18 protein-coding genes are annotated in these 20,521 nt (G+C 69.1%); 4 read left to right on the top strand and 14 right to left on the bottom strand.

The window, feature by feature from the left end; genetic code table 11:
• Nucleotides 1-103: 103 nt before the first annotated feature.
• From ACFVDO_RS10505 to ACFVDO_RS10485, 5 genes are all read right to left on the bottom strand, one after another.
• Nucleotides 104-859 (bottom strand): sugar phosphate isomerase/epimerase family protein, encoded by a 756-nt coding sequence (locus tag ACFVDO_RS10505; protein WP_378855976.1) that lies wholly within the window; start codon nt 857-859, stop codon nt 104-106.
• Between the two features lie 137 nt (nt 860-996).
• Nucleotides 997-1,860 carry a sugar phosphate isomerase/epimerase family protein gene (locus ACFVDO_RS10500; RefSeq protein WP_378855978.1) on the bottom strand — a complete coding sequence of 288 codons (864 nt, stop codon included), beginning with the start codon at nt 1,858-1,860 and terminating at the stop codon, nt 997-999.
• Nucleotides 1,857-1,982, bottom strand: a complete 126-nt coding sequence (locus tag ACFVDO_RS10495) for a hypothetical protein (protein WP_378855980.1) — start codon at nt 1,980-1,982, stop codon at nt 1,857-1,859. The genes ACFVDO_RS10500 and ACFVDO_RS10495 overlap by 4 nt, the downstream gene beginning before the upstream one ends.
• Nucleotides 1,979-3,199, bottom strand: a complete 1,221-nt coding sequence (locus tag ACFVDO_RS10490) for a dihydrodipicolinate synthase family protein (protein WP_378855982.1) — start codon at nt 3,197-3,199, stop codon at nt 1,979-1,981. The genes ACFVDO_RS10495 and ACFVDO_RS10490 overlap by 4 nt, the downstream gene beginning before the upstream one ends.
• On the bottom strand, nt 3,199-4,350 hold the full coding sequence (locus tag ACFVDO_RS10485) for a Gfo/Idh/MocA family protein (RefSeq protein ID WP_378855984.1): 1,152 nt from the start codon (nt 4,348-4,350) through the stop codon (nt 3,199-3,201). Before ACFVDO_RS10485 ends, ACFVDO_RS10490 begins: the two co-directional genes overlap by 1 nt.
• A gap of 222 nt (nt 4,351-4,572) precedes the next feature.
• On the opposite strand from ACFVDO_RS10485, the gene ACFVDO_RS10480 reads away from it, so the two are divergent.
• Both ACFVDO_RS10480 and ACFVDO_RS10475 read left to right on the top strand, forming a co-directional pair.
• Complete coding sequence (locus tag ACFVDO_RS10480) at nt 4,573-7,692, top strand: NPCBM/NEW2 domain-containing protein (RefSeq protein ID WP_378855986.1); 3,120 nt, start codon at nt 4,573-4,575, stop codon at nt 7,690-7,692.
• A 101-nt stretch (nt 7,693-7,793) separates the two neighbouring features.
• Nucleotides 7,794-8,864, top strand: a complete 1,071-nt coding sequence (locus ACFVDO_RS10475) for a substrate-binding domain-containing protein (protein ID WP_378855988.1) — start codon at nt 7,794-7,796, stop codon at nt 8,862-8,864.
• A gap of 149 nt (nt 8,865-9,013) precedes the next feature.
• Here the strand turns inward: ACFVDO_RS10475 and ACFVDO_RS10470 are convergent, their stop codons facing one another.
• Nucleotides 9,014-10,192, bottom strand: a complete 1,179-nt coding sequence (locus ACFVDO_RS10470; RefSeq protein ID WP_378855990.1) for a hypothetical protein — start codon at nt 10,190-10,192, stop codon at nt 9,014-9,016.
• A 73-nt stretch (nt 10,193-10,265) separates the two neighbouring features.
• On the opposite strand from ACFVDO_RS10470, the gene ACFVDO_RS10465 reads away from it, so the two are divergent.
• On the top strand, nt 10,266-10,859 hold the full coding sequence (locus tag ACFVDO_RS10465; RefSeq protein WP_378855992.1) for a TetR/AcrR family transcriptional regulator: 594 nt from the start codon (nt 10,266-10,268) through the stop codon (nt 10,857-10,859).
• Between the two features lie 85 nt (nt 10,860-10,944).
• On the opposite strand, the gene ACFVDO_RS10460 is transcribed toward ACFVDO_RS10465, so the two are convergent.
• From ACFVDO_RS10460 to ACFVDO_RS10440, 5 genes are all read right to left on the bottom strand, one after another.
• Entirely contained in the window at nt 10,945-11,391 is a 447-nt protein-coding gene (locus ACFVDO_RS10460) for a MarR family winged helix-turn-helix transcriptional regulator (protein WP_378855994.1), read from the bottom strand.
• A gap of 123 nt (nt 11,392-11,514) precedes the next feature.
• Nucleotides 11,515-11,973 (bottom strand): MarR family winged helix-turn-helix transcriptional regulator, encoded by a 459-nt coding sequence (locus ACFVDO_RS10455; protein WP_378855996.1) that lies wholly within the window; start codon nt 11,971-11,973, stop codon nt 11,515-11,517.
• A gap of 1 nt (nt 11,974) precedes the next feature.
• A complete protein-coding gene (locus tag ACFVDO_RS10450; protein WP_378855998.1) occupies nt 11,975-13,705 on the bottom strand; it encodes an MDR family MFS transporter in 1,731 nt (576 codons plus the stop codon).
• A 61-nt stretch (nt 13,706-13,766) separates the two neighbouring features.
• Nucleotides 13,767-14,876 (bottom strand): substrate-binding domain-containing protein, encoded by a 1,110-nt coding sequence (locus ACFVDO_RS10445; protein WP_378856000.1) that lies wholly within the window; start codon nt 14,874-14,876, stop codon nt 13,767-13,769.
• Nucleotides 14,873-16,708 (bottom strand): hypothetical protein, encoded by a 1,836-nt coding sequence (locus ACFVDO_RS10440; protein WP_378856002.1) that lies wholly within the window; start codon nt 16,706-16,708, stop codon nt 14,873-14,875. The genes ACFVDO_RS10445 and ACFVDO_RS10440 overlap by 4 nt, the downstream gene beginning before the upstream one ends.
• 173 nt (nt 16,709-16,881) lie before the next feature.
• On the opposite strand from ACFVDO_RS10440, the gene ACFVDO_RS10435 reads away from it, so the two are divergent.
• The gene (locus tag ACFVDO_RS10435; RefSeq protein WP_378856004.1) at nt 16,882-17,865 is read left to right on the top strand and encodes a hydroxyacid dehydrogenase; all 984 of its coding nucleotides are present in this window, start codon (nt 16,882-16,884) and stop codon (nt 17,863-17,865) included.
• Nucleotides 17,866-17,949: 84 nt separating this feature from the next.
• Here ACFVDO_RS10435 and ACFVDO_RS10430 read toward each other — a convergent pair whose 3' ends face one another.
• The 3 genes from ACFVDO_RS10430 to ACFVDO_RS10420 are packed head-to-tail and all read right to left on the bottom strand — an operon-like array spanning nt 17,950 to nt 20,493.
• Nucleotides 17,950-18,633, bottom strand: coding sequence for a DUF624 domain-containing protein (locus ACFVDO_RS10430; RefSeq protein ID WP_378856006.1), 684 nt, complete (start codon nt 18,631-18,633; stop codon nt 17,950-17,952).
• 4 nt (nt 18,634-18,637) lie between these two features.
• Nucleotides 18,638-19,552: a carbohydrate ABC transporter permease gene (locus tag ACFVDO_RS10425; RefSeq protein ID WP_378856008.1), complete on the bottom strand. Its 915-nt coding sequence runs from the start codon at nt 19,550-19,552 to the stop codon at nt 18,638-18,640.
• Nucleotides 19,552-20,493, bottom strand: coding sequence for a carbohydrate ABC transporter permease (locus tag ACFVDO_RS10420; protein ID WP_378856010.1), 942 nt, complete (start codon nt 20,491-20,493; stop codon nt 19,552-19,554). The genes ACFVDO_RS10425 and ACFVDO_RS10420 overlap by 1 nt, the downstream gene beginning before the upstream one ends.
• Nucleotides 20,494-20,521: the final 28 nt, after the last annotated feature.

Genomic DNA, 20,521 nt, shown 5'->3' with positions numbered 1-20,521 from the left:
TCACGCTCTGTCCAGGAGAGACCGGGCCAGAGCATGACGAGCTGCGACCCGAGCGGCAGCGGCCGCCGCGGAGCGGGACGAACTGCCGCAGCGGAGAGCACGGTCACGGGGCGTCGGCGAGCCAGCCGCGCAGCGTCGCGGCCTCGGCGGGCAGGATCGCCGGGTCATCATCGGGCACGAACTCCAGCAGCGCGTCGCGCGGCGGCACCACCGAGCGGGATGCCGCAGCGACGAATCCACGCCACAGGCTGTCGCGCTCGCTCAGGCGCAACCGCTCGGCGGCGGGCCACCAGGAGAACACGTGGGCCGCGCTGACGCGGTCGGCCAGGGCGATGTAGTCGGCGATCGCAGACTCGTCGGATGCCCCGACGTTCGGCTGCCAGTATGTGGCGAGTCCCGGCACCTCGGTGAGCAGCCTGCGAGTGGTGGCGGCGCTGTCGGTGAGGGTGCGCGAGTGGTACTCGAGCGCGAGGGTGATCCCGCGCGCAGCGGCCTGTTCCGCGGCATCCTGCAGCCGGCCGACGATGAACGCCCAGTGCTCGGCGGACGCGTCGGCCGAGCCGACTCCGCCGGCCCAGATGCGCACGCGGTCGGCGCCGAGCGCCGCCGCGCTGTCGAGCACGGGCTCGAGGTCGTCCTGCACACCGGGGCGGAAGTACGAGCCGTACGAGCAGACCTCGAGTCCGGCATCAGTCGTCGCGCGCGCGACGACGGCGGCGCGAGCCGTGTCGCCGGGTGGTACGTGCACGTCGCCGCCCCACTCGATCACCTCGAGTCCGGCAGCGGCGGATGCCGCGACGATCTCCTCGGCGCTGAGCTGCCGGAAGGTCACGGAGCAGAGCCCTGGTCGCATGGTCATGTTCCTATCCTTGCTCGGGTCCTGAGCGAGGAGCGCAGCGACGAGACGAAGGGCGCGAAGTCACGCACTTCGTCCCTTCGTCTCGCTGCGCTCGCTCAGGACGGCGCTCGCCGCGCTCGCTCAGTACCCGGTGCGCGTCACGGGAGGTGCGGCGAAACGGTCGCGGCGAAGGACTCCGCCGTGCGGGCGACGACCTCGACCGGATCGGTGTCCCAGATCTCCTGGTTGAAGATCTCCACCTCGATGTCGCGGTCGTAGCCGGTCTCCACCACCGCGCGAGTGAGCGAGGCGAAGTCGATCACGCCGTCGCCCATGTAGTGCCGCGAGAGAAGCACATCGGAGGGCAGTGGGGTCTTCCAGTCGCACACCTGGTAGGTCGAGATCCGGCCCTCGCGTCCGGCGCGGGCGATCTGCTCGTACACCTGCGGGTCCCACCAGATGTGGAAGGTGTCCACCGCGGCCCCCACGACCTCGGGAGCGAAGTCCGCCGCGAGATCCAGCGCCTGGCCGAGCGTCGAGACGACGCACCGGTCCGACCCGAACATCGGATGCAGCGGCTCGATCGCCAGGGTCACTCCGGCATCCTGCGCGTAGGGCGCGAGTTCGGTGAGCGCGTCGTGCACGCGGGACCGCGCGCCGACGAGGTCGCGCGACCCCTCCGGCAGTCCTCCGGCGACGAGCACGAGCACAGCCGTCGAGCCCTCGGCACCGGCCGCGGCGAGCGCCGCGGTCTCGTCGATCGCCCGACGGTTGTCGTCGATGGATGCCCGGCGATCGGGTCCCTCCGGAAGGGTGAAGAATCCGCCGCGGCAGTGCGTCGAGAACCGAAGCCCCGAGTCGGCGAGCATCTTCACGGCGGTGTCCAGGCCGACCTCGTTCACCGGCTCGCGCCAGAGGCCGATGGACTGGATGCCGGCATCCGCCGTGACACGCAGCGCGGTGGCGAGGTCGGCGTACTTGATGGTGGCCTGGTTGATGGAGAGGCGCGGGTCGGCGCTCATGCGCGGGCCTCCTTCGTGAACGTCGGGTACGGATGCAGGGCGAGCGAGCGCTTGGCGAGACGATCCTCGGTGCGTCGCCCTGCAACCGGAATTCGGCCCTGCAGGCGCGCCGGGGTCGTCATGAGAGGACTCCGTTGAGCGCGAGCATCCCGTGCCAGCGCTCGCGCGCCAGCTCCGGGTTCTCCAGCGCGAGCGAGGCGTTGGCCAGCTCGACGATGCGCGACAGGTGCGGCAGGCTGCGCGCGGAGTGCAGGCCCCCGACCATCTGGAACGCGGGCTGGTGGCCGTTCAGCCAGGCCAGGAAGGCGACACCGGTCTTGTAGTAGAACGTGGGCGCGGCGAACACCTGCCGGCTGAGCTCCTCGGTCGGGCCGAGGATGCGCTCGTACGCGGCGTGGTCACCGGCATCCAGCGCCTGGATCGCGGCCGACGCGACCGGCGTGATCGCGGCGAAGGCGCCGAGCAGGGCATCGGAGTGGGTGCGTCCTTCGTCTCGCTCCGCTCGCTCAGGAACCGCTCCGCGAGACGAAGGGCGCTCGGGAGCCGGCGAGTCATTGATGAGCGAGACGTAGTTGAAGTCGTCGCCGGTGAACATGCGCACGCCCTCCGGCAGGCGCTCGCGCACCGAGATCTCGCTCTCAGCGTTCAGCAGGCTCATCTTCACGCCCGCGACCGTGCCCGGGTTCTCGGCGATGATGTCGAGGAGCACGCCCGAGGCGGTCTGCCAGTCGTCGGCCCCGAAGTATCCGGCCAGCTCGGGATCGAACGCCGTTCCGAGCCAGTGCAGCACCACCGGGGTCGTCGCACGCGACAGCACAGCCCGGTAGACCCGACGGTAGTCGTCGGCGGACGCCGCGACCCGAGCCAGATGACGCGACGCCATCAGCACCGGACCGGCGCCCTGCTCCTCGGTGAACTCCAGCTGCGAGATGTAGGCGTCGATCACCTGGTCGAGCGAGATGTGCGTCTCTTCGACGTGGTCGGTGTTGACGCCGACGACGACAGAGCCACCCTCCTCTCGGGCCACCTCTGCGCTGCGCGCGATGAGCTCACGCGTGGCCGCGGCGTCCAGGCCCATGTTCCGCTGCGCGGTGTCCATGGCGTCGGCGACGCCGAGACCCCAGGAGTACACGTTGCGGCGGAACGCCAGCGTGGCATCCCAGTCGATGTCGGCCGGCTGGCCGGGGGTGTTGTCGGCGTGCACCTTCGGCACCACATGCGCGGCGGCGTAGGCGACGCGACTGCGCAGCGGCGCGGCCGGGCGCTGATACCCGCCGGAGTCGTTCAGTGCGGCATCCGACAGCTCGCCGGATGCCGAGAGCAGGCGAAGCGTCGTCATCAGAGCGACAGCTTCTCGATCGCGACCTTGCGGCCCTCGGCGCTGGAGGCGAGGCCGGCCTCGGCGAACTGCACACCGCGAGCGCCGGCGAGCAGGTCGAACGGGTAGTCGGTGCCGAGCACGTACGACTCCAGGTACTCCTCCCACTGCTGACGGAAGCCGTTCAGGAACACGTCGTTGGTGGGGACGTTCTGCCAGTCGGCGTCGTAGTCGTGGGTGTCCTCGAGGTCGGGGTTCCAGACGGGCTTCGGAGTGGCGTTGCGCGGCTGGATCTTCGCGCCGAACAGGCCGACCACGGCCGAGCCGTGCGTGCCGTCGACCTGGAACTCGACCAGCTCGTCGCGGTTCACGCGCACGGTCCAGGAGGAGTTGATCTCGGCGATGACGCCGCCCTCGAGCTCGAAGATTCCGTATGCGGCATCCTCAGCCGTGGCGTCGTAGTGCTCGCCGTTCTCGTCCCAGCGGTCGGCGATGTGCACGGCTGCCTGGGCGTAGACGCTCTTGACCTCACCGAACAGGTTCTCCAGCACGTAGTTCCAGTGCGGGAACATGTCGGTGATGATGCCGCCGCCGTCCTCGGTGCGGTAGTTCCAGCTCGGCCGCTGCGCGGGCTGCCAGTCGCCCTCGAAGACCCAGTAGCCGAACTCGCCGCGCACCGAGAGGATGCGGCCGAAGAATCCGGAGTCGATCAGGCGCTTCAGCTTCTGCAGACCGGGCAGGTAGAGCTTGTCGTGCACGACACCGGTCTTGACGCCGGCCTCGTTCGCGAGGCGCGCGAGCTCGACGGCCTCCTCCAGCGACTCGGCGGTCGGCTTCTCGGTGTAGATCGCCTTGCCTGCGGCGATGGCCTTGCGGATGGCCGTGGCACGGGCCTTGGTGACGAGGAAGTCGGCGTAGATCTCCCACTGCGGGTCGGCGAGCGCCGCGTCGAGGTCGGTCGTGTAGTCCTCGATGCCGTGCTTGGCGGCGAGCTCGGCGAGCTTGGCCTCGCTGCGACCGACGAGGATCGGCTTGACGGTCACGCGGGTTCCGTCGGAGAGCTCGATGCCGCCCTGGTCGCGGATCGCGAGGATCGAGCGCACGAGGTGCTGCCGGTAGCCCATGCGTCCGGAGACGCCGTTCATGATGATGCCGATCTCGCGAGTCGCCATGTGTCTGTCCTGTCCTCGGTGGAAGTCGTGCGCTCTGTCGACCCGAACGGGTAAGCGCTTTCCCATATGAAACCAGGTTCCCGTCGCGAGCGCAAGCCTCGGCTGCCGGTGCGGGCATGTTCATATCTGTTCACCTCGCCCCATGAAGAGCACAGCCGCTGACACGATGGCGTCAACCGCCGTCGCCCCGACCGCGGATCGTGAGATTCGAGGAGGAATCCCGTGCCCAAGAAACGGATGCGGCTGCTGGCCGCGGCAGCGGTCGGTGCGCTCTGCCTGACCGCGGCCCCCGCCACCGCCGCCCTCGCCGCGGAAGCCGGTGCAGACGGCCTCGCCGGCGCCGTGCACTACGCCAGCGATCTCGACTGGACATCCGCCACCAACGGCTGGGGACCCGTCGAGCGCGATTACAACAACGGCGCGCAGGCGGTGCCGGACACCGCGCGGACGATCCAGTCGATCCGTGGCGTCCAGTACCCGAAGGGTCTCGGCACGCACGCCCCGGCTCGCATCGTCTACGACGTCGCCGAGCAGTGCACCCAGCTGCTCGGCTACCTCGGCATCGATGACAGTCAGGCGGGCAAGGGCCGCGTCGACTTCGTGGTGAAGATCGACGGGGCCGAGAAGTACCGCATCGAGCGCAAGGGCACCGACCCGGCGGCACGGCTCAACGTCGATCTGAAGGGTGCGAGCACCGTCGAGCTCATCGTCGAGCCCGGCCCCGAGGGCAACGGCAACGACCACGCCGACTGGGCCGATCTGCGGATCAACTGCAGCGACGCCTACCTCGCCCAGCCCCTCACGATCACTCCGGACGACGTGGACCTGTCGCTGCTCGCGCCAGGGGCCCCGGTCGCCGTGACCGTGGAGGGCGCGAACCCGCAGGTCCCCGTGACCGTCGGCTTCGCCGGCTCCGAAGTCGTGGTCAACGCGGACGACAGGGGCCGGGCGACCGCATCCTTCGTCGTGCCGGCGGGGACCAAGGCCGGCGAGTACGCGATCACAGCCCGGGCGGAGTCGCTGTTCGGCGCGACCGCCGAGGGCAGCATCGCCGCGCACGTCGTCGAAGTCTCGGACACGGTCTACTACGTGGACTGCGCCGCTGAGGGGCCTGGAGCGGGCACCGCGGCGTCGCCGTTCACCTCGCTCGCACGACTCGCCGATGTGCAGCCGTTCCAGCCAGGGCAGTCGGTGCGGTTCAAGCGCGGCTCCGAGTGCGTCGGCACCTTCGCTCCGACCGGCTCGGGACTCGGCACCGCGCCGATCACCGTCTCGCCGTACGGAGACGGGGATGCGGAGGCGACCATCAACGGTGGCGGCGCACTCGCAGGCATCCACCTGCTGAACGTCAGCAACTGGACCGTCGACGGCATGCACGTGATCAACCCGGGCACGCCAGACCAGCGTCGCGTCGGCATCCTGTACGAGATCAACGACGGCACCAAGCGCAGCGGGGCCGTGCTCACACGCAACCACGTCGAGAAGGTCGCCGGCTGGTCGGACAAGACCACCCAGGGCACGGCGTTCTCGCGATCGGCAGGCATCTCCGTGCTCGGCGACGGCGTCGGCTGGTTCGACGGCATCACGGTCACGGACAACGTGATCAACGACACTGCCGCGGGCGGCATCAAGCTCTCGGCACCGGACACCACCAAGCACTACAACGAAGACGTCTACATCGCGCGCAACGACATCCGCGACGTCGGCGGCGACGGCATCGTGGTCCACAACTCCGACAAGCCGGTGATCGAGTACAACTCGGCGATCGACCTCGGCCACGGCGAGTACCCGTTCCTGAAGGGCAACTTCGCGGGCATGTGGCCGTACAACTCCGTGGATCCGCTGTTCCAGTACAACGTGGTGGGCAACAGCGTGGGGTCGACCTACGACTCCACCGCGTGGGACTGCGACATGAAGATCAAGGGCAGCTGCACCTTCCAGTACAACTACTCCTACGGCAACGCCGGCGGGTTCTATCTGGACTGCATCTCGGGCTGCGGCACCGCCTCGACGCCGACGAACACGATCCTGCGCTACAACGTCTCGCAGGACGACTGCCGCCTCGCCGGCTCCAGCGGCGGCCCCGGCCTGCACCTGATCCACAACAACACGTTCTCGTGCCTGAACCGGCCGTTCGAAGACGACATGAACGCTCCGCGCGAGGTGAAGAACAACGTCATCATCGCGCAAGGCGGAACGCTCAAGACCGCGAACGCGGTGTATGCGAACAACGCGTACTTCGGCGGCATCCAGCCTGCGGCGACAGAGACGAACCCGGTCGTCGGAGACCCGCAGCTGATCGCCGCGGGCAGCGGCCAGCAGACCCGCGCGCTGCCCGGATACCGTCTGGCCGTCGGCTCGCCGCTGCTGGGCGCCGGTACGCAGATCGCGGATGCGGGGGAACGAGACTTCTTCGGCAACCCGATCCCGACCACGCCGAACATCGGCGCCTATCAGGGCGAGGGCGTCGAGGTGACGCCGCTGCCGTTCGGAGAGCTGGTCAACCAGACCGCGGTGGCCTCGAAGGCCAACCCGCGCAACGGTGCCGTGACGACCGATCTGCGTGCGTTCTCCGCTGAGTCGCTTGCTGATGCCGGTCTCGTCGTGGGTGAGAAGGCCGCGGCCTTCGACACCGAGATCGGCTGGCATCCGACGCCCGTCGGCACTCCCGACGCGGTGAAGGCCGCCGGCCAGCGGGTCGCGCTGAACGGCGAGGGCGACGCGCTCGTCGTCGCCGGCTTCTCTGCCGGAACCGCGACCGCGGGCACCGCGACCGTGCACTATCAGGACGGTACGAGCGAGAAGGTCGCGATCTCGCTGCCGCTGTGGAGCGATGCGACCACGGATGCCGCGGACACGACCCTGCTCGCGAGCGGTGCCACGCACCTGCAGCGCACGAAGCCGTACATCGGCGGCACGATCTCCACCGTGCAGGCCCCGGCATCGGTGTTCGCACAGAGGATCCCGCTGTCCGGCAAGCCCGTGGCGAGCGTGACGCTGCCCCAGGGCAGCCCGGTCACCGGCGAGGGCCTCAGCCTGTTCGCGATGCAGCTCACGGGCAGCGCCGTGCCGACCACGACCGGCGTACTCACCGAGTGCCGCGGCCCCAACGCGTGGGTGCACGTGACGGTCGCGAACACCGGCGCCGTGCCGATCTCGGTCACGGTGGGCACCGCGCTCGGCGACGATCTGAAGGTCAAGCTCAACCCGGGCAAGGACACCCGCGCATCGTTCAAGATCCGCGGTGGACTCGCCGATGGCGAGGCGACGGTGGTCGCCTCGACCGGCTCGGGGGCACGCACGACCACGGTGACGCCCTACTCCGGGGTCACCTGCCGCTGAGGCGACTGGACACGGGGGCGGCTCGCATGCGGGCCGCCCCCGTACTGCGCCCGGAATCCCTGAGGCCCTGGAGAGCGGATGGAAGACGCTATGGTGAGCCGATGATCGCCGAGGAACGCAGAGAGCGGATCCTGCGCGAGATCGTCCTCCGCGGACGCATGGAGGTCGCGGACTTCGCGCTCCGCACCGGCTTGAGCGGCATGACGATCCGTCGCGACCTCGCCGTGCTCGCCGACCGCGGACTGATCCGCCGGGTGCACGGCGGCGCGGTTCTGCCCGAGACGGCCGATGCTCCGGCCGTTGGATCACGAGGCATCGGCAGCTCGTCTCGCCCTGCGGCGACCGTCGGGCTGATCGTGCCGGATGCCGGCTACTACTTCCCTCCGATGATCCGTGGTGCCGGCGAGGCCGCGCACGCCGCCGGCATCCGCATCGTGCTGGGCACCACGAACTACGACCCGCGCGAGGAGATCCATCAACTCACCCGGCTGGCCGCCGGAGACGTCGATGCGATCATGCTGATCACCGCCCGCCCCGGCGTCGAGGACAGCACGACGTGGGATGCGATCTCGGGCATCCGCACGCCCGTCGTCCTCGTCGAGCGCTCCACGGAGGGGGCACCGACGTCACTGCGCATCGACTCGGTCCGCTCCGACCACAGCTTCGGAGCGGAGCTGGCGGTCGACCACCTCGCCGAGCGCGGCCACGACGGCGTCGGTCTGCTCCTGCGCGAGACGGCCACCGCCCCCTGGGTCGCACTCGGACACGCCCGCGCGACCCGCCGGCACGGCATGCGGACGGCTCCCGTCGCCACGGCGCCGTCGCCGCGCTGGGGTGACGGATCGACCTCCGACGTGCTGCGCACATTCCTCGAGGACTGCCTGTCGCAGGGCATCCGTTCGGCGATCGTGCTGCCGGATGATCTCGCCGTCGCGCTGCTCGGGGTCGTCGAAGATCGCGGCCTGCGCGTTCCGGAGGACTTCGCGATCGTCGCCTATGACGACGAGATCGCCTCGTTCGCGGGCGTCCCGCTGACGGCGATCGCGCCGCCGAAGCGTGAGGTCGGACGCCGGGCGCTCGAGGCCTGCCGGCTGCGCCTGGAGCATCGCGACGGCGCACCGGCGCAGCGCATCCAGCTCACTCCGACGATCAACGTCCGCGAATCGTCCTGAGGAGCTCGACTCCCGCCGACGTGATCACCCCCCGCTCCGGTCTCACTCGTTGCGGGTGTTCGGGCGAAACACCCGCGAAGAGTGAGACCGGAGCCGGAGAAGCAGCAACCAGGCGGCGACCGGAACGGCCGTCGAAGTGGGGCCGGGACCTAAATGGAGGCCGGGACCGAAGCGGAGGCCGGGACCGAAGCGGATGCCGGGGCCCCGGCGGTGACCTTCCTGGCCATGCGACGACCGGCGGGGTCGAGCGCGGTCAGCAGCAGCCCGGCGAGTGTCCAGCATCCGAGCAGCAGCCACTGGAATGAGACGTCCGCGTCCGGGAAGTACGACAGGCTGCGCAGCAGCGTGGCGCCGGCGCCCGGCGGCATCCACTGGCCGATAGCGCCCCACGGGTCGAGCAGGAACTCGACCGGCACGTTCGCCGCCGACAACGGGTTCGCGAACAGGATCATCGACACCGCACCCAGCGCGATGCCAGGGCGGCCGAGCAGCCCGGAGAGCGCGGTCACGGTCGACGCGATCGCGGCGATCGTGAGCGCGACGGCCCCGGCATTCGTCCAGAAGTCGCCCTGCAGCGCGCCGATCCACGTCTGCAGGATGCCGGTGAGCACGAGCCCGGCGGATGCCGAGTACACGATCACGCCTGTGATCCGGCGCCACGCGCCGGCGACAGTGAGCGAGAGCAGCACTCCGCCGAGGACGCCGCCGATGACCATCGGGAACAGTGAGACGGTGAGGCCGATGCCCTGCGCATCCGAGTCGGCGTAGGGGGCCAGGTCGGTCACCTTCACGGTCACGGTCGGGATCTCGAAGGCACCGGGTGTCTGCGGCAGCTGCGGCTTCTGGCCCGCCATCACCGCCGTGAGCGCCTCCCCCATCGTGGTCTGCATCTGCTGCACGCCCTGCTCGACCTGCGTGCGGATCTGCGAGTCGATCTGCTTCTGCAGCTGCGCTGCGAGGCCGTCCAGCACGCCGGCGACCTGGGAGCTCGCGGCCGTGGCCTTGAGCACCTCGGGCGCATCGGTCGGTGCGTCGCCGAGCACGATGGCACCATAGGCCTCACGGTGCTCGATCGCCGCGGCGGCCGCGTCGCGGTCTCCGTAACGGATCAGGTCGACCGCGCCGTCGGCCTTCTCGCCGACGGCCTTCTCGACCTGCGTGACCGAGGCGTCCGGGCCGACGATCCCGACCGGAAGGTCCTTCGCGCTCGCGGTGAGCGACGGCCACGCGAACGCGAGCAGGATGCCGCCGACGATCAGCGACAGCCCGACTCCGAGGGCGATCGCGCGCACCCAGGGGGTGCGGGACGGTGCGGATGCCGTGGACATGATTCCTCCTAAAACGAATGTTCGTTCTTTTTATGATGCGCTTGCTGTCCTAGGCTTGTCAACGGAGGTCGGGATGCCGAAGATCAGCGACAGCAGACGCGAGGAACGACGTCGTTCGATCCTCGAGGCCGCCCTGCGCTGCTTCATCCGCACCGGGTACCAGCAGACGTCGATGGCCGACATCATCTCCGAGTCGGGCTTGTCGACCGGGGCGATCTACAGCTACTTCCCCAGCAAGCGCGAGCTCATCCGCGGAGTCGCCGCGCTCGTGATCGGCGAACGCCAGATCGAGCTCACGGCTGCGGCCTCCGAGCATCCCGTCGGGCCAGCCGAGATCGCGGCGCTGCTCATCGACGGGGTGCGCAAGCACGCTCCCGTGCCCGCGCTGGTGCAGGTCTGGTCGGAGGCGACGGTCGACGCGGAGCTGCGCACGATGATCCAGGACACCATCGGCGGCATGCGCGACACGATCACGGCGACCCTCGAGCCGTGGGCGCGGGCGCATCCGTCACGACTGCCCGACGGCGTCGATCCCGCCGACTGGGCACGCGAGGTGACGCCGGTCGTGTTGGCGCTCATCCCTGGGTTCGCGCTGCAGCGCACGATGTTCGACGACTTCGACGAGGAGCGCTACCTGGCAGGCATCCCCGCGCTGCTGCGGGGCTGATCCTCGCGTTCGCGTCGCATTCGAGCACAGTCACACGCCCGCGCCCTGTGCCGGATCGCGACCGGAGCAGCGGTGCGGGCGGCGGTCAGCGCCCGAGCGCGTCGAGCAGTTCGGTGACGCGCTCGAGGTCGGCGGGCGACCAGCCGCGCAGTCGATCCGCGAGGCGCGCCTCGTAGGCGGCGCGCGCCGCGGTCACCCGCTCCTGCGCGAGCGGGGTCGCCACCAGCCGGCGCGCGCGCCGGTCGTCGGGATCGCGAACGCTCTCGACGAGCCCCAGCTCCTCGAGCTGGCGCACCTGCCGGCTGATCGTCGACTTGTCGGTCTGCAGGCGCTCGATGATGGCGCCTGCCGAGGTCGCCTTGCCGCTCGCGATCGACGCGAGCACCTGGTATCCGAGCGGCTGCAGCTCGGGATGCACGGTCGCGGCGGCTTCGCGCCAACCGACCCGGATGCGGGCGAACAGTCGCCCGAGCTCGGCCTCGATGCGCGCGACGGCCTCGCCGAGGGCAGTGTCATCAAGCCGGTCGTTCACCCCGCCAGTTTATTGCGACGGATGCACGAGACCCCGAGTTCCACGCGAGACCCCCGTGCTGAACACGGGTCTCGCCGGGAACTCGGGGTCTCGGAGGAATCTCGACCGGATCTCGCCTACGTCTCAGGCCTCGGCCAGGATCCGGAACACCTTCGAGGCGATCTCGATCTCGCCGGGCTCCAGCTCGATCATCGCCGCACGCATCCGCTCGGCATGGTCGGCACGCACGGCGGCGAGCGCCGCCGTCGCATCCGGAGTGGCAGTCAGCACCCGCAGCCGCCCGTCGTGCTCGTCGGGACGGGACTCCAGCAGGCCCAGGTCCTCCAGCATCCGCACCTGACGGCTGACGACCGACTTGTCCATCTCGAAGCACTCGGCGAGCTGGTGCGCGTTCGTGCCGCCGGAGCGGGCCACGAACGTCAGCAGCTTGTAGCCGGAGGGCTGCAGCTCGGGATGCACCCGAGCTGCAGACTCCTTCCACAGAGTGCGAGCCTTCGCGAACATCAGGTTCAGCTGCCCCTGGAACTCGGCGAGTGCCTCGTCGACGTCAGCCGAAGCCGGCGTGGTGCCTGCGGTGACCATGTCAGCGGCTCTGGTCCTCGTCCTCGCGCTGGAGGACGGCAACGGAGCCGGTGGACGGCGCCGCGTCCTGCGCGGAGATCGTGCGGATGCTGCCGGTGGGGGTGTACGACCCGACCTCGGCCTCGGCGACCTCGATCGCCGACTCCTCAGCCTGCTCGAGCATCTCCTCGGCGGCATTCTTGGTCGACAGCGGCTTGTTCTTGATGAACGCGATCGCGATGATGCCGAGCACGGCCAGCGGGACGGCCAGGAAGAACGCGTCGGCGATGCCGCTGCCATACGCGGACTCGACGATGTTGCGGATCGAGTCGGGCAGGTCCGCCATCTTCGGGACGTCGCCCGAGCCGAGCATCTTCAGTGCCTCGAGCTCCTCCGGGGAGGTGGGCTTGAAGCCGGCGAAGCCGTCGACGATGTAGTCCTTGACGTTGGTGGCCAGAACCGATCCCATGATGGTCACGCCGATGGTGCCGGCGATCGTGCGGAAGAAGTTCACACCCGACGAGGCGGCGCCGAGCTGCTGCGCCGGGGTGTCGTTCTGCACGATCAGGGTCAGGTTCTGCATCACCATGCCCAGGCCCGCACCCAGCACGAACATGAAGGTCGCGACGAGGGCGTACGGGGTGTCGTACTTCAGCGTGGACATCAGGTACACGCCGACAAGGGTGAGCACAGAGCCCAGCAGCATCCAGCCCTTCCACTTACCGAACCGGCTGACGAGCTGGCCGATGATGATCGACGCACCCATCTGGCCGACGATCATCGGGATCGTCATCAGACCCGACTCGGTCGGTGTGGCGCCGCGCGCCAGCTGGAAGTACTGCGCGAGGAACACCGAGGTGGCGAACATCGAGACACCGATCGCGATCGACGCGAGCACCGACAACGTGAAGGTGCGGTTGCGGAACAGCGACATCGGGACGATCGGCTCCTTGACGAAGAACTCGACGATCACGAACGCGACGAGCGCAACGGCCGAGCCGATGGCGAGAGCGTAGCTGGTGCTCGAGTCCCAGTCGAACTGCTGGCCGCCCATGGAGACCCAGATCAGCAGGCCGGCGACGCCGACCGCGAGCAGCACGACGCCGAGGTAGTCGATCGAGACCTTCTTGGCCGCGGGCTTGGGCAGGTGCAGCGTGAACTGCAGCAGGATCAGGGCGACGATCGCGAACGGGACGCCCACGAAGAAGTTGGAGCGCCAGCCCCATACGTCGGTGAGGAAACCGCCGAGCAGCGGCCCGCCGATGGTGGCGAAGGCCATGATGCCGCCGACGACGCCCATGTACTTGCCGCGCTCACGGGGCGAGATGATCAGCGCGACGGCGACCATCACCAGCGACATCAGACCGCCGACGCCGAGTCCCTGCACGACGCGCATGGCGATGAGCATGTCGATGTTCTGCGAGAAGCCCGCGATGACGGTGCCGACGGTGAACAGGATGAGCGACAGCTGCACGAGGATCTTGCGGTCGAGCAGGTCGGAGAGCTTGCCCCAGATCGGGGTGGAGATCGCGGTGGCGAGAAGGCTCGCGGTGATGACCCAGGTGTACTGGGCCTGCGTGCCGCCGAGGTCGGCAACGATGACGGGAAGCGAGGTCGACACGACCGTGCCCGAGAGCACGGCGACGAACATTCCGACGATGAGGCCGGAGATCGCGGTGAAGATCTCGCGGGCTGAGCGCTTCTCAGCCGTGGAGTGTGGTGTCTTGGAGTTCAAAAGGGGGTTCTCCTGCATAGAAAGTTGATCTGCGTCAACGATACATCATTAGTTGCGCTTTCTCAACTATTGCCGCAGGTCAACGAATTTCGACGTGCGCCGTCGACTCCCTCTGATGCAGCACGGGCACGACCTGCACGCGCTCCACCGGACGGTCGGGGCCCTCTGTCAGTCGCGCGAGCATCACCTCTACCGCGCGCCGGCCGACGTGCGGCTTGGGCGGGGCGAGCGCCGTGATCGGCGGCGACGCGTTCTCGGCGACCTCGTCGTCGTACGCGATGATCGACAGATCACCCGGCACGGACAGGCCGTTGTCGATCATGTGCTGCTCGACCAGCAGCGCCTGCGGATCGGAGTGGATCAGCATGCCCGTCACTCCGGCGCTCCTGACCCGCTCCAGCAGGTCGTCCGCGAACGCGGCGCGCTCCGGTCCCTCCATGTAGTCCAGCGATGCGTCCAGATCGATCTCGGACTCCAGCCCGAGCTCTTCCACGGCCCGCGCCCACCCCCGCCGCAGCTGCCAGGATGTCGGCGACTGCCGCGAGGTCAGGATGCCGACCCGCCGATGCCCGAGCGAGGCCAGGTGCGATGCCGCCAGCGCTCCGCCGAACACGTGATCGGTGGTGACCCATTCCAGGCTCGTCAGCGCCAGAGAGGTGGGCGCTCGGCGCTCGGCGAGCACCACGGGGACCGGCAGGCTCTCCAGCCAGTTCAGCAGGGCATAGCCGTCCGGCCCCTGATTCTCGGGCGCGACGATCAGCCCGTGGAACCCGCCGGAGTCGATCAGCGAGGAGATCTGGCGGCGCTGATCGGCGGCCTCGTAGCTCGCGCCGCGCAGCACGAGCTGCACGCCGAGCTCGGTCGCCGCGGCACGGGCGCCTATGACCACCTGCGGCCAGTAGTAGCTCAGCGAGGGCACGACCATTCCGACCCTGTACCGGGGCGCCTCGATCGTCGCGCGCGGCGTGACGGTCGTGTCGAGACGGCTGCGCAGCGTGGCTCCGCCATGCACCCGGGTGACCAGGCCGCGATCGGCGAGTTCACCGATGTCACGACGGATCGTCAGTTCCGAGACGTCGAACTCGCGTGCCAGATCGGCCACGCGTACCGCTCCGGACACGCGCAGCTCGTCCATGATCCGCTCGCGCCTGGCGATTCCGAACACGGGCTTCGATGCATCATCGCTCATCGGATCTCCCCTCTCATCTCCCATCGACTCCCGGATGCGGGATCGAAGATCACTCGCGACACCGTGTCGCCCCACGACGTGCGCAGGTGCGGATCGGTAACCTCGACGGTCTCGATCTCGATGCCCGCCGGGTCGTAGGTCAGCAGCAGATCCGGCGCCCCCTCCCGGCCCGGCACGCGCAGCCCACCGCCGTCAGGCACCGGCACCCCGGTGCAGACCACCACGATGCGCGTCGCGGGATCCGCGACCGCTCCACCCTCGTCGACGACGCGGAGCACGCCGTCTGCAAGCGCGACCGTGCGCAGCCACGGCCCGCCGTCCGGATAGGCGTCCGCGAGGTCGATCGTCCAGCCGTCCTCGACAGCGGCCAGCGGCGCTCTCCACCCCGCGCCCGGCAGCTGTCGCATGCCGCGCGGCATCGGTGCCGAGTGCCAGTCGCTGCGCACGTTCCACAGCTCCCAGCGACTCTCCGAGAAGGTCTGCGCGTTGTACGTCGCGCGTCCCAGATCGGGCAGCAGCGGGATGCCGCACACGGCGACCGAGATGGAGCCGAGGTCGTTGTGATTGTGGTTCTCGCCGTTGTGGCCGCCCTTGGCCACGACGGTCAGGCCGCGGGATTCACGGATGCCGAGGCCGATCGATTCCAGCAGCACCGACTCCCGGGCATCCACAGATGCCGAGGCAGGCTCCGCGGCCCCGTCGTGGCTGGCGGCCCAAGCCTGATCTCCCAGCTCGGCGAGCATCCGTCCCAGCCCGGCGTGCACACCGTCGTCCAGGCCGCACAGCGGCCGGACGCGCTCCGCAGCGGCGAAAGCGGCCACGCCGTCGAGACCGCACAGCCGGGCCGCGCGGAACAGTGCGTGCCAGGGCACGCCCGGCTCGACGCGGGCCGCTGCGTCGGAGAAGCTCGCGAACCAGCCGGGCCCCAGTCGCATGCGCCGCGGGAACAGGGCCAGCTCCGCGAGTCCGGCGAGCTCCGAGTCCATCGCCGCAGCGATCGCGCCGCCGCTGAGGTCGTTCAACATCGCCAGTGCGTCGAATGCGCGGGCGGCGCCCTGCCACCAGTATCCGAACCCCTCGTCGATCGCGCCGTCCGCGGGCAGCTGCGCCAGGTAGCGATCCAGGCCGTCCACGCACAGCGCGATGACCTGCTCCCGAAGTTCGCCGGTGGCGAATGCGACGGCGGCCGGAAGCAGGTTGCCATGGATCCAGGGCGCCCAGTTGTGCACGTGCTCCTCGGTGCCCTCCCAACGCCAGTCCCGCCGCTCGACGAACGGCTCCAGCACACGGGTGCGCGCCTCGGATGTCAGCCGCTCACGCAGCCCCGGCGAGAACTCGTCCAACCGCTCCCCCAGCACCAGCACCGACCAGGCGACGAGCGCGACGTCCTCCCCCGCGCCGAGGTCGACGTACGGACGACCGACGTCGGGCACCATCAGCCCTCGGGCGAACGCGTCGTCGTGAGCGGGCCAGCACCAGGTGGTCTGCTCGGCCTTGAGCCAGAGCCCGTCGGCGGCCTCGGCGAGGCGCTCCTCGCTGGGTTCGAGCGCGGCGGCGAGCACCGCGAGACGCACCCGCCGGTTGCGCGTGAAGTTCGCCCTCTCGTAGACCGATCGATCACCCGTGCGCGCGTAGGCCGCCCACTGCGACAGCAGCGGCTGCGGCCAGGTGTCCGCCCGCACGCGGTCGGACTCGGTCAGAAGCAGGGAGCGGATGCCCGGGTCCACGCCATCCCAGAACAGGCGATCGGATGCCATCGGCGCGCGCAGCGGTCCATCTGCGCGGCCGTTTCGCACCCAGAGCTCGCGCAGTGCCCCACGTCGGATCAGCATGCCTCTCCCGCCAATGATCAGGAATGTTCGATTAAGAACTAATGGTTTCGAACAGGTTGCAAATGTTCGAGAATCAGTCTTCACTGAGAACACCGCACTACGCAAGCGGCTTCCTCACGCCACTCGATGGAGAGAAACACATGGCCACATCTCGGCCCCGGGCACACGCGGTCATGAGCACTGAGGCATTCGAGCTGCTGTTCGACGACAGCCGGCGCGAGCGCTTCGCGGCCCTGGCAGACGTCCCGTCGCCGATGCACATCGCCGACCTCTCCGACCCCGCGCTGAGCGCCGAGATCGCCGAGATCGAGGTGCTCATCACTTCGTGGGGCGCCCCGCGCTTCGACGCCTCCCTGCTGGCGCGGATGCCGCACCTGCGCGCGGTGTTCCACGCGGCCGGTAGCGTGCGCCACCACATCTCCGAGGAGTTCTGGGAGCGCGGCATCCTGATCACCACAGCGGCCGAGGCCAACGCGGTGCCTGTCGCGGAGTTCACCCTGGCCGCCGTCGTGTTCGCCGGCAAGCGCGTCCTCCCCGGCCTGTGCACATCGGATCCCGGCGACACCGTCTGGGGGGACCAACTGCGGCAGCACTCGATCGGCAACCTCGATCGCACTGTCGGCATCGTGGGCTATTCCCGCATCGGCCGCCGCGTCGTCGACCTGCTGCGCACGCTGACGGGCATCCGGGTTCTCGTCGCCGATCCCTTCGCCGACGCCGAGACCGTCGCTGCCGCCGGGGCGACCCTCGTACCACTGGACGAGATGCTGACGCAGGCCGACGTGCTCTCGCTGCACGCCCCGTCGCTGCCGTCCACGTTCCATATGATCTCCACCGAGCAGCTCGCCCTGCTTCCGGACGGCGCCACCGTCATCAACACGGCCCGCGGCAGCATCCTCGACCACGACGCACTCCTGGCCGAATGCCGCACGGGGCGCCTGGACGCGATCCTCGACGTGACCGACCCCGAGCCGCTGCCCGCGGACTCCGGGCTTCGCCACCTGCCCAACGTGGCGATCACCCCGCATCTGGCGGGCTCGCTCGGCACCGAGACCCGCCGGCTCACCGACGCGGCCCTCGATGAGCTCGAGGCATACGTCGCCGGAGAGCCGCCACGCGATTCGGTGCGCGCAGCCGACCTGGTCCGCAGCGCCTGAGACCGCCCCGGTCGTCCCGCGAACGCAGCGAGCTCAACGCGACCGGCGGGGACGGCGTTTCGGCTCGGTCGCAGGCTTCCTCGCTCAACGAGCGGATATGGGCGCCGGGGCCTCATCGAGATCGAGCACCGGCCGCAGGCAGTGCCTGCTGTTGGCCCACACGACGTACAGCGCCGGAGCGGCCGTGATGCCGATCGCGATCGCCGGCATCGTCGCGAACACGCCGAACTGCACCCCCAGCACCGCGAAGGACAGCAGCTGGAAGTACCATCGGCGCACCCCCAGCACGGCCGACGCGCGCAGCACGTCCACCAGCCGGGCATCCGGCACCTCCGAGATCGCGGCGAGGCTGAGCAGCCCGGTGACCGTGGCGAGCACGACGAGCAGGAGCAGCACGGGGACGACGACTGCGGCGGCATCCGTCTCCGCCAGCATCCGCACATCGACCAGCAGCACGACGGCCAGTGCGACCACGATCGCGCCGATCATCAGCGCCCGCCGGACGGTGGCGCGCCAGGCGCGCCAGTACGCGCGGACGACCTGCGTCTCGCCCTCGCCGTGGGCGCGGAACGCGCCGAAGGCGGCGGTGAGCGCCGGCGCCGCCAGCGGCGCGACCACGGCCAGCAGCGGCCAGGAGTGCACCGGGTCGGTCGTCATCAGCAGCACGACCAGCGGAGATGCCGCGACGAGCACGAGCAGGTTCACCATCAGCCCGAGATAGAGCACCCCGAGGATGGACGCCCAGGTGTCGTGCACGACGCGGATCATGCGGTCACCCCTTCATGCCGCTGGTCGCGATGCCCTCGACGAAGTACTTCTGCCCGAGCAGGAAGATGATCGCGATCGGGATGACCGAGATCGTCAGTCCGGTGAACAGCAGGGCATAGTTCGTGTCGAACAGGTTCGAGACGAAGCTCTTCAGACCGAGCTGGATCGTCCACAGGTTCGGGTCCCGCAGGTAGATCAGCGGCCCGAGGTAGTCGTTCCAGGTGTTCACGAACGTCAGCAGCGTCAGACTCGCGATCGCGGGCACCGACAGCGGGATCATGATGCGCCGCCAGATGCCGTACTCGCTGAGTCCGTCCAGCCGGGCGGCCTCACTGAGCTCTTCGGGGATCGTCTCGTAGTACTGCTTCATCAGGAACACGCCGAATGCGCCGAACGCCTGGATCAGGATGATCGCCCACAGCGTGTTCGACACCTTCAGGTTCGACAGCAGGATGAACTGCGGGATCATGTACGACTGCCAGGGCACGGCGATCGTGCCGATGTAGGCCAGGAACAGGATGTCGCGGCCGCGGAACCGCATGCGCGAGAATCCGTAGGCGGCGAAGGAGCCGGTCAGCACCTGCAGGAAGGTGACGACGACCGACAGCACCAGGGTGTTGCGGATCCAGGTGAGCATGTCGGACTTCGACCAGATGTCGATGTAGTTCTGCCAGACGAACGTCTCGGGCCACCACACGACCGGGATCGAGAACACCTCGTTGGGCGTCTTCAGCGAGCTGAGCACCATCCACGCGAACGGCGTGAGCAGTCCGATCGCGAACACGATCAGCGCGACGTAGCCGAAGAACCGGCCGACGCGCAGGCCGACGCCGCGCTCGCCGACGCGTCGCGCCGGGGCCGGGTCAGACAGCCGGCGCAGCTTGCGCTGCCCGGTCACCATGAGCTGGGTCTCGGTCATCAGGCGCTCCTCCTCTTGTTCCAGAGGAACTGCGCGATCGTCACCAGGATGCAGATGAAGAACAGCGCGACCGCCGCCGCGGAGGCGTAGCCGAACTGGTTCTCACCGAAGCCCTTGCGATAGATGAACTGCGAGAGCACCAGCGTCGCCTGGCCGGGACCGCCGTTGGTCATGACCAGGATCAGATCGAAGATCTTCAGAGAGTTGATGGTCAGCATGACCGTGACGAAGAACATGGTGGGGCGCAGGCTCGGCAGGGTCACGTTGGTGAAGCGCTGCCAGGTGTTCGCGCCGTCCATTCTGGCGGCCTCGTGCAGCTCGCGCGGCACGGTCTGCAGGCCTGCCAGGAACAGGATCATGTAGTAGCCCATGTCGCGCCAGGTGCTGACGATCACGACGGCGGGCATCGCCCATTCCTTCGAGGTGAGCCATCCGGGCGGGTTGTCGACGCCGATGGCGCGCAGCACGGCGTTGATCGGGCCGTAGTCGGGGCTGAACAGCAGGTTCCACACCACGGCGATCGCGACGATGGAGGTGATGTAGGGGAAGAACGCGGCGGTGCGGAAGAACGCGACCCCGCGGAGCTTGTTGTTCAGCAGCAGGGCGAGGCCCAGCGAGACGACGATGGTGAGCGGGATGTGCATCGCCGAGTAGTAGATGGTGTTCCAGAACGCGGTCCGGAAGCTGCCGTCGCCGAACAGCCGCTGGAAGTTCGCGAAGCCCACCCAGTTCGCCTTGCCGAAGATGTTCCAGCTCGTGAACGCCATGTAGAACAGCACGATCACGGGGACCAGGGTGAACGCGGCGAAGCCCAGGAAGTTCGGCAGGATGAAGGACCAGCCGATCAGCGTGTTGCGGCGGCGCAGCGCAGATCGACGTTTCGCCGGTCGGCCTCCCGGCCGCGCGGCCCTGCCGGCGTCCGGCGTGACGGTGGCGGTCATGATGACTCTTTCGGGTAGTGCGGGCATG

This window comes from Microbacterium sp. NPDC057741, assembly GCF_042798735.1.
Classification (GTDB): domain Bacteria; phylum Actinomycetota; class Actinomycetes; order Actinomycetales; family Microbacteriaceae; genus Microbacterium.
Note: the sequence above shows the minus strand (reverse complement) of the source record. Positions and strands in the feature narration are given on the sequence as shown.

Bases quoted from the DNA above. Each gene is read 5' to 3' on its own strand.
- ACFVDO_RS10485 (WP_378855984.1), bottom strand. From the start codon at position 4,350: ATGGCGACTCGCGAGATCGGCATCATCATGAACGGCGTCTCCGGACGC.
- ACFVDO_RS10450 (WP_378855998.1), bottom strand. From the start codon at position 13,705: ATGCAGGAGAACCCCCTTTTGAACTCCAAGACACCACACTCCACGGCT.
- ACFVDO_RS10505 (WP_378855976.1), bottom strand. From the start codon at position 859: ATGACCATGCGACCAGGGCTCTGCTCCGTGACCTTCCGGCAGCTCAGC.
- ACFVDO_RS10465 (WP_378855992.1), top strand. From the start codon at position 10,266: ATGCCGAAGATCAGCGACAGCAGACGCGAGGAACGACGTCGTTCGATC.
- ACFVDO_RS10430 (WP_378856006.1), bottom strand. From the start codon at position 18,633: ATGATCCGCGTCGTGCACGACACCTGGGCGTCCATCCTCGGGGTGCTC.
- ACFVDO_RS10425 (WP_378856008.1), bottom strand. From the start codon at position 19,552: ATGACCGAGACCCAGCTCATGGTGACCGGGCAGCGCAAGCTGCGCCGG.
- ACFVDO_RS10420 (WP_378856010.1), bottom strand. From the start codon at position 20,493: ATGACCGCCACCGTCACGCCGGACGCCGGCAGGGCCGCGCGGCCGGGA.
- ACFVDO_RS10495 (WP_378855980.1), bottom strand. From the start codon at position 1,982: ATGACGACCCCGGCGCGCCTGCAGGGCCGAATTCCGGTTGCAGGGCGA.
- ACFVDO_RS10470 (WP_378855990.1), bottom strand. From the start codon at position 10,192: ATGTCCACGGCATCCGCACCGTCCCGCACCCCCTGGGTGCGCGCGATC.
- ACFVDO_RS10445 (WP_378856000.1), bottom strand. From the start codon at position 14,876: ATGAGCGATGATGCATCGAAGCCCGTGTTCGGAATCGCCAGGCGCGAG.
- ACFVDO_RS10475 (WP_378855988.1), top strand. From the start codon at position 7,794: ATGATCGCCGAGGAACGCAGAGAGCGGATCCTGCGCGAGATCGTCCTC.
- ACFVDO_RS10490 (WP_378855982.1), bottom strand. From the start codon at position 3,199: ATGACGACGCTTCGCCTGCTCTCGGCATCCGGCGAGCTGTCGGATGCC.
- ACFVDO_RS10435 (WP_378856004.1), top strand. From the start codon at position 16,882: ATGAGCACTGAGGCATTCGAGCTGCTGTTCGACGACAGCCGGCGCGAG.
- ACFVDO_RS10455 (WP_378855996.1), bottom strand. From the start codon at position 11,973: ATGGTCACCGCAGGCACCACGCCGGCTTCGGCTGACGTCGACGAGGCA.
- ACFVDO_RS10440 (WP_378856002.1), bottom strand. From the start codon at position 16,708: ATGCTGATCCGACGTGGGGCACTGCGCGAGCTCTGGGTGCGAAACGGC.
- ACFVDO_RS10500 (WP_378855978.1), bottom strand. From the start codon at position 1,860: ATGAGCGCCGACCCGCGCCTCTCCATCAACCAGGCCACCATCAAGTAC.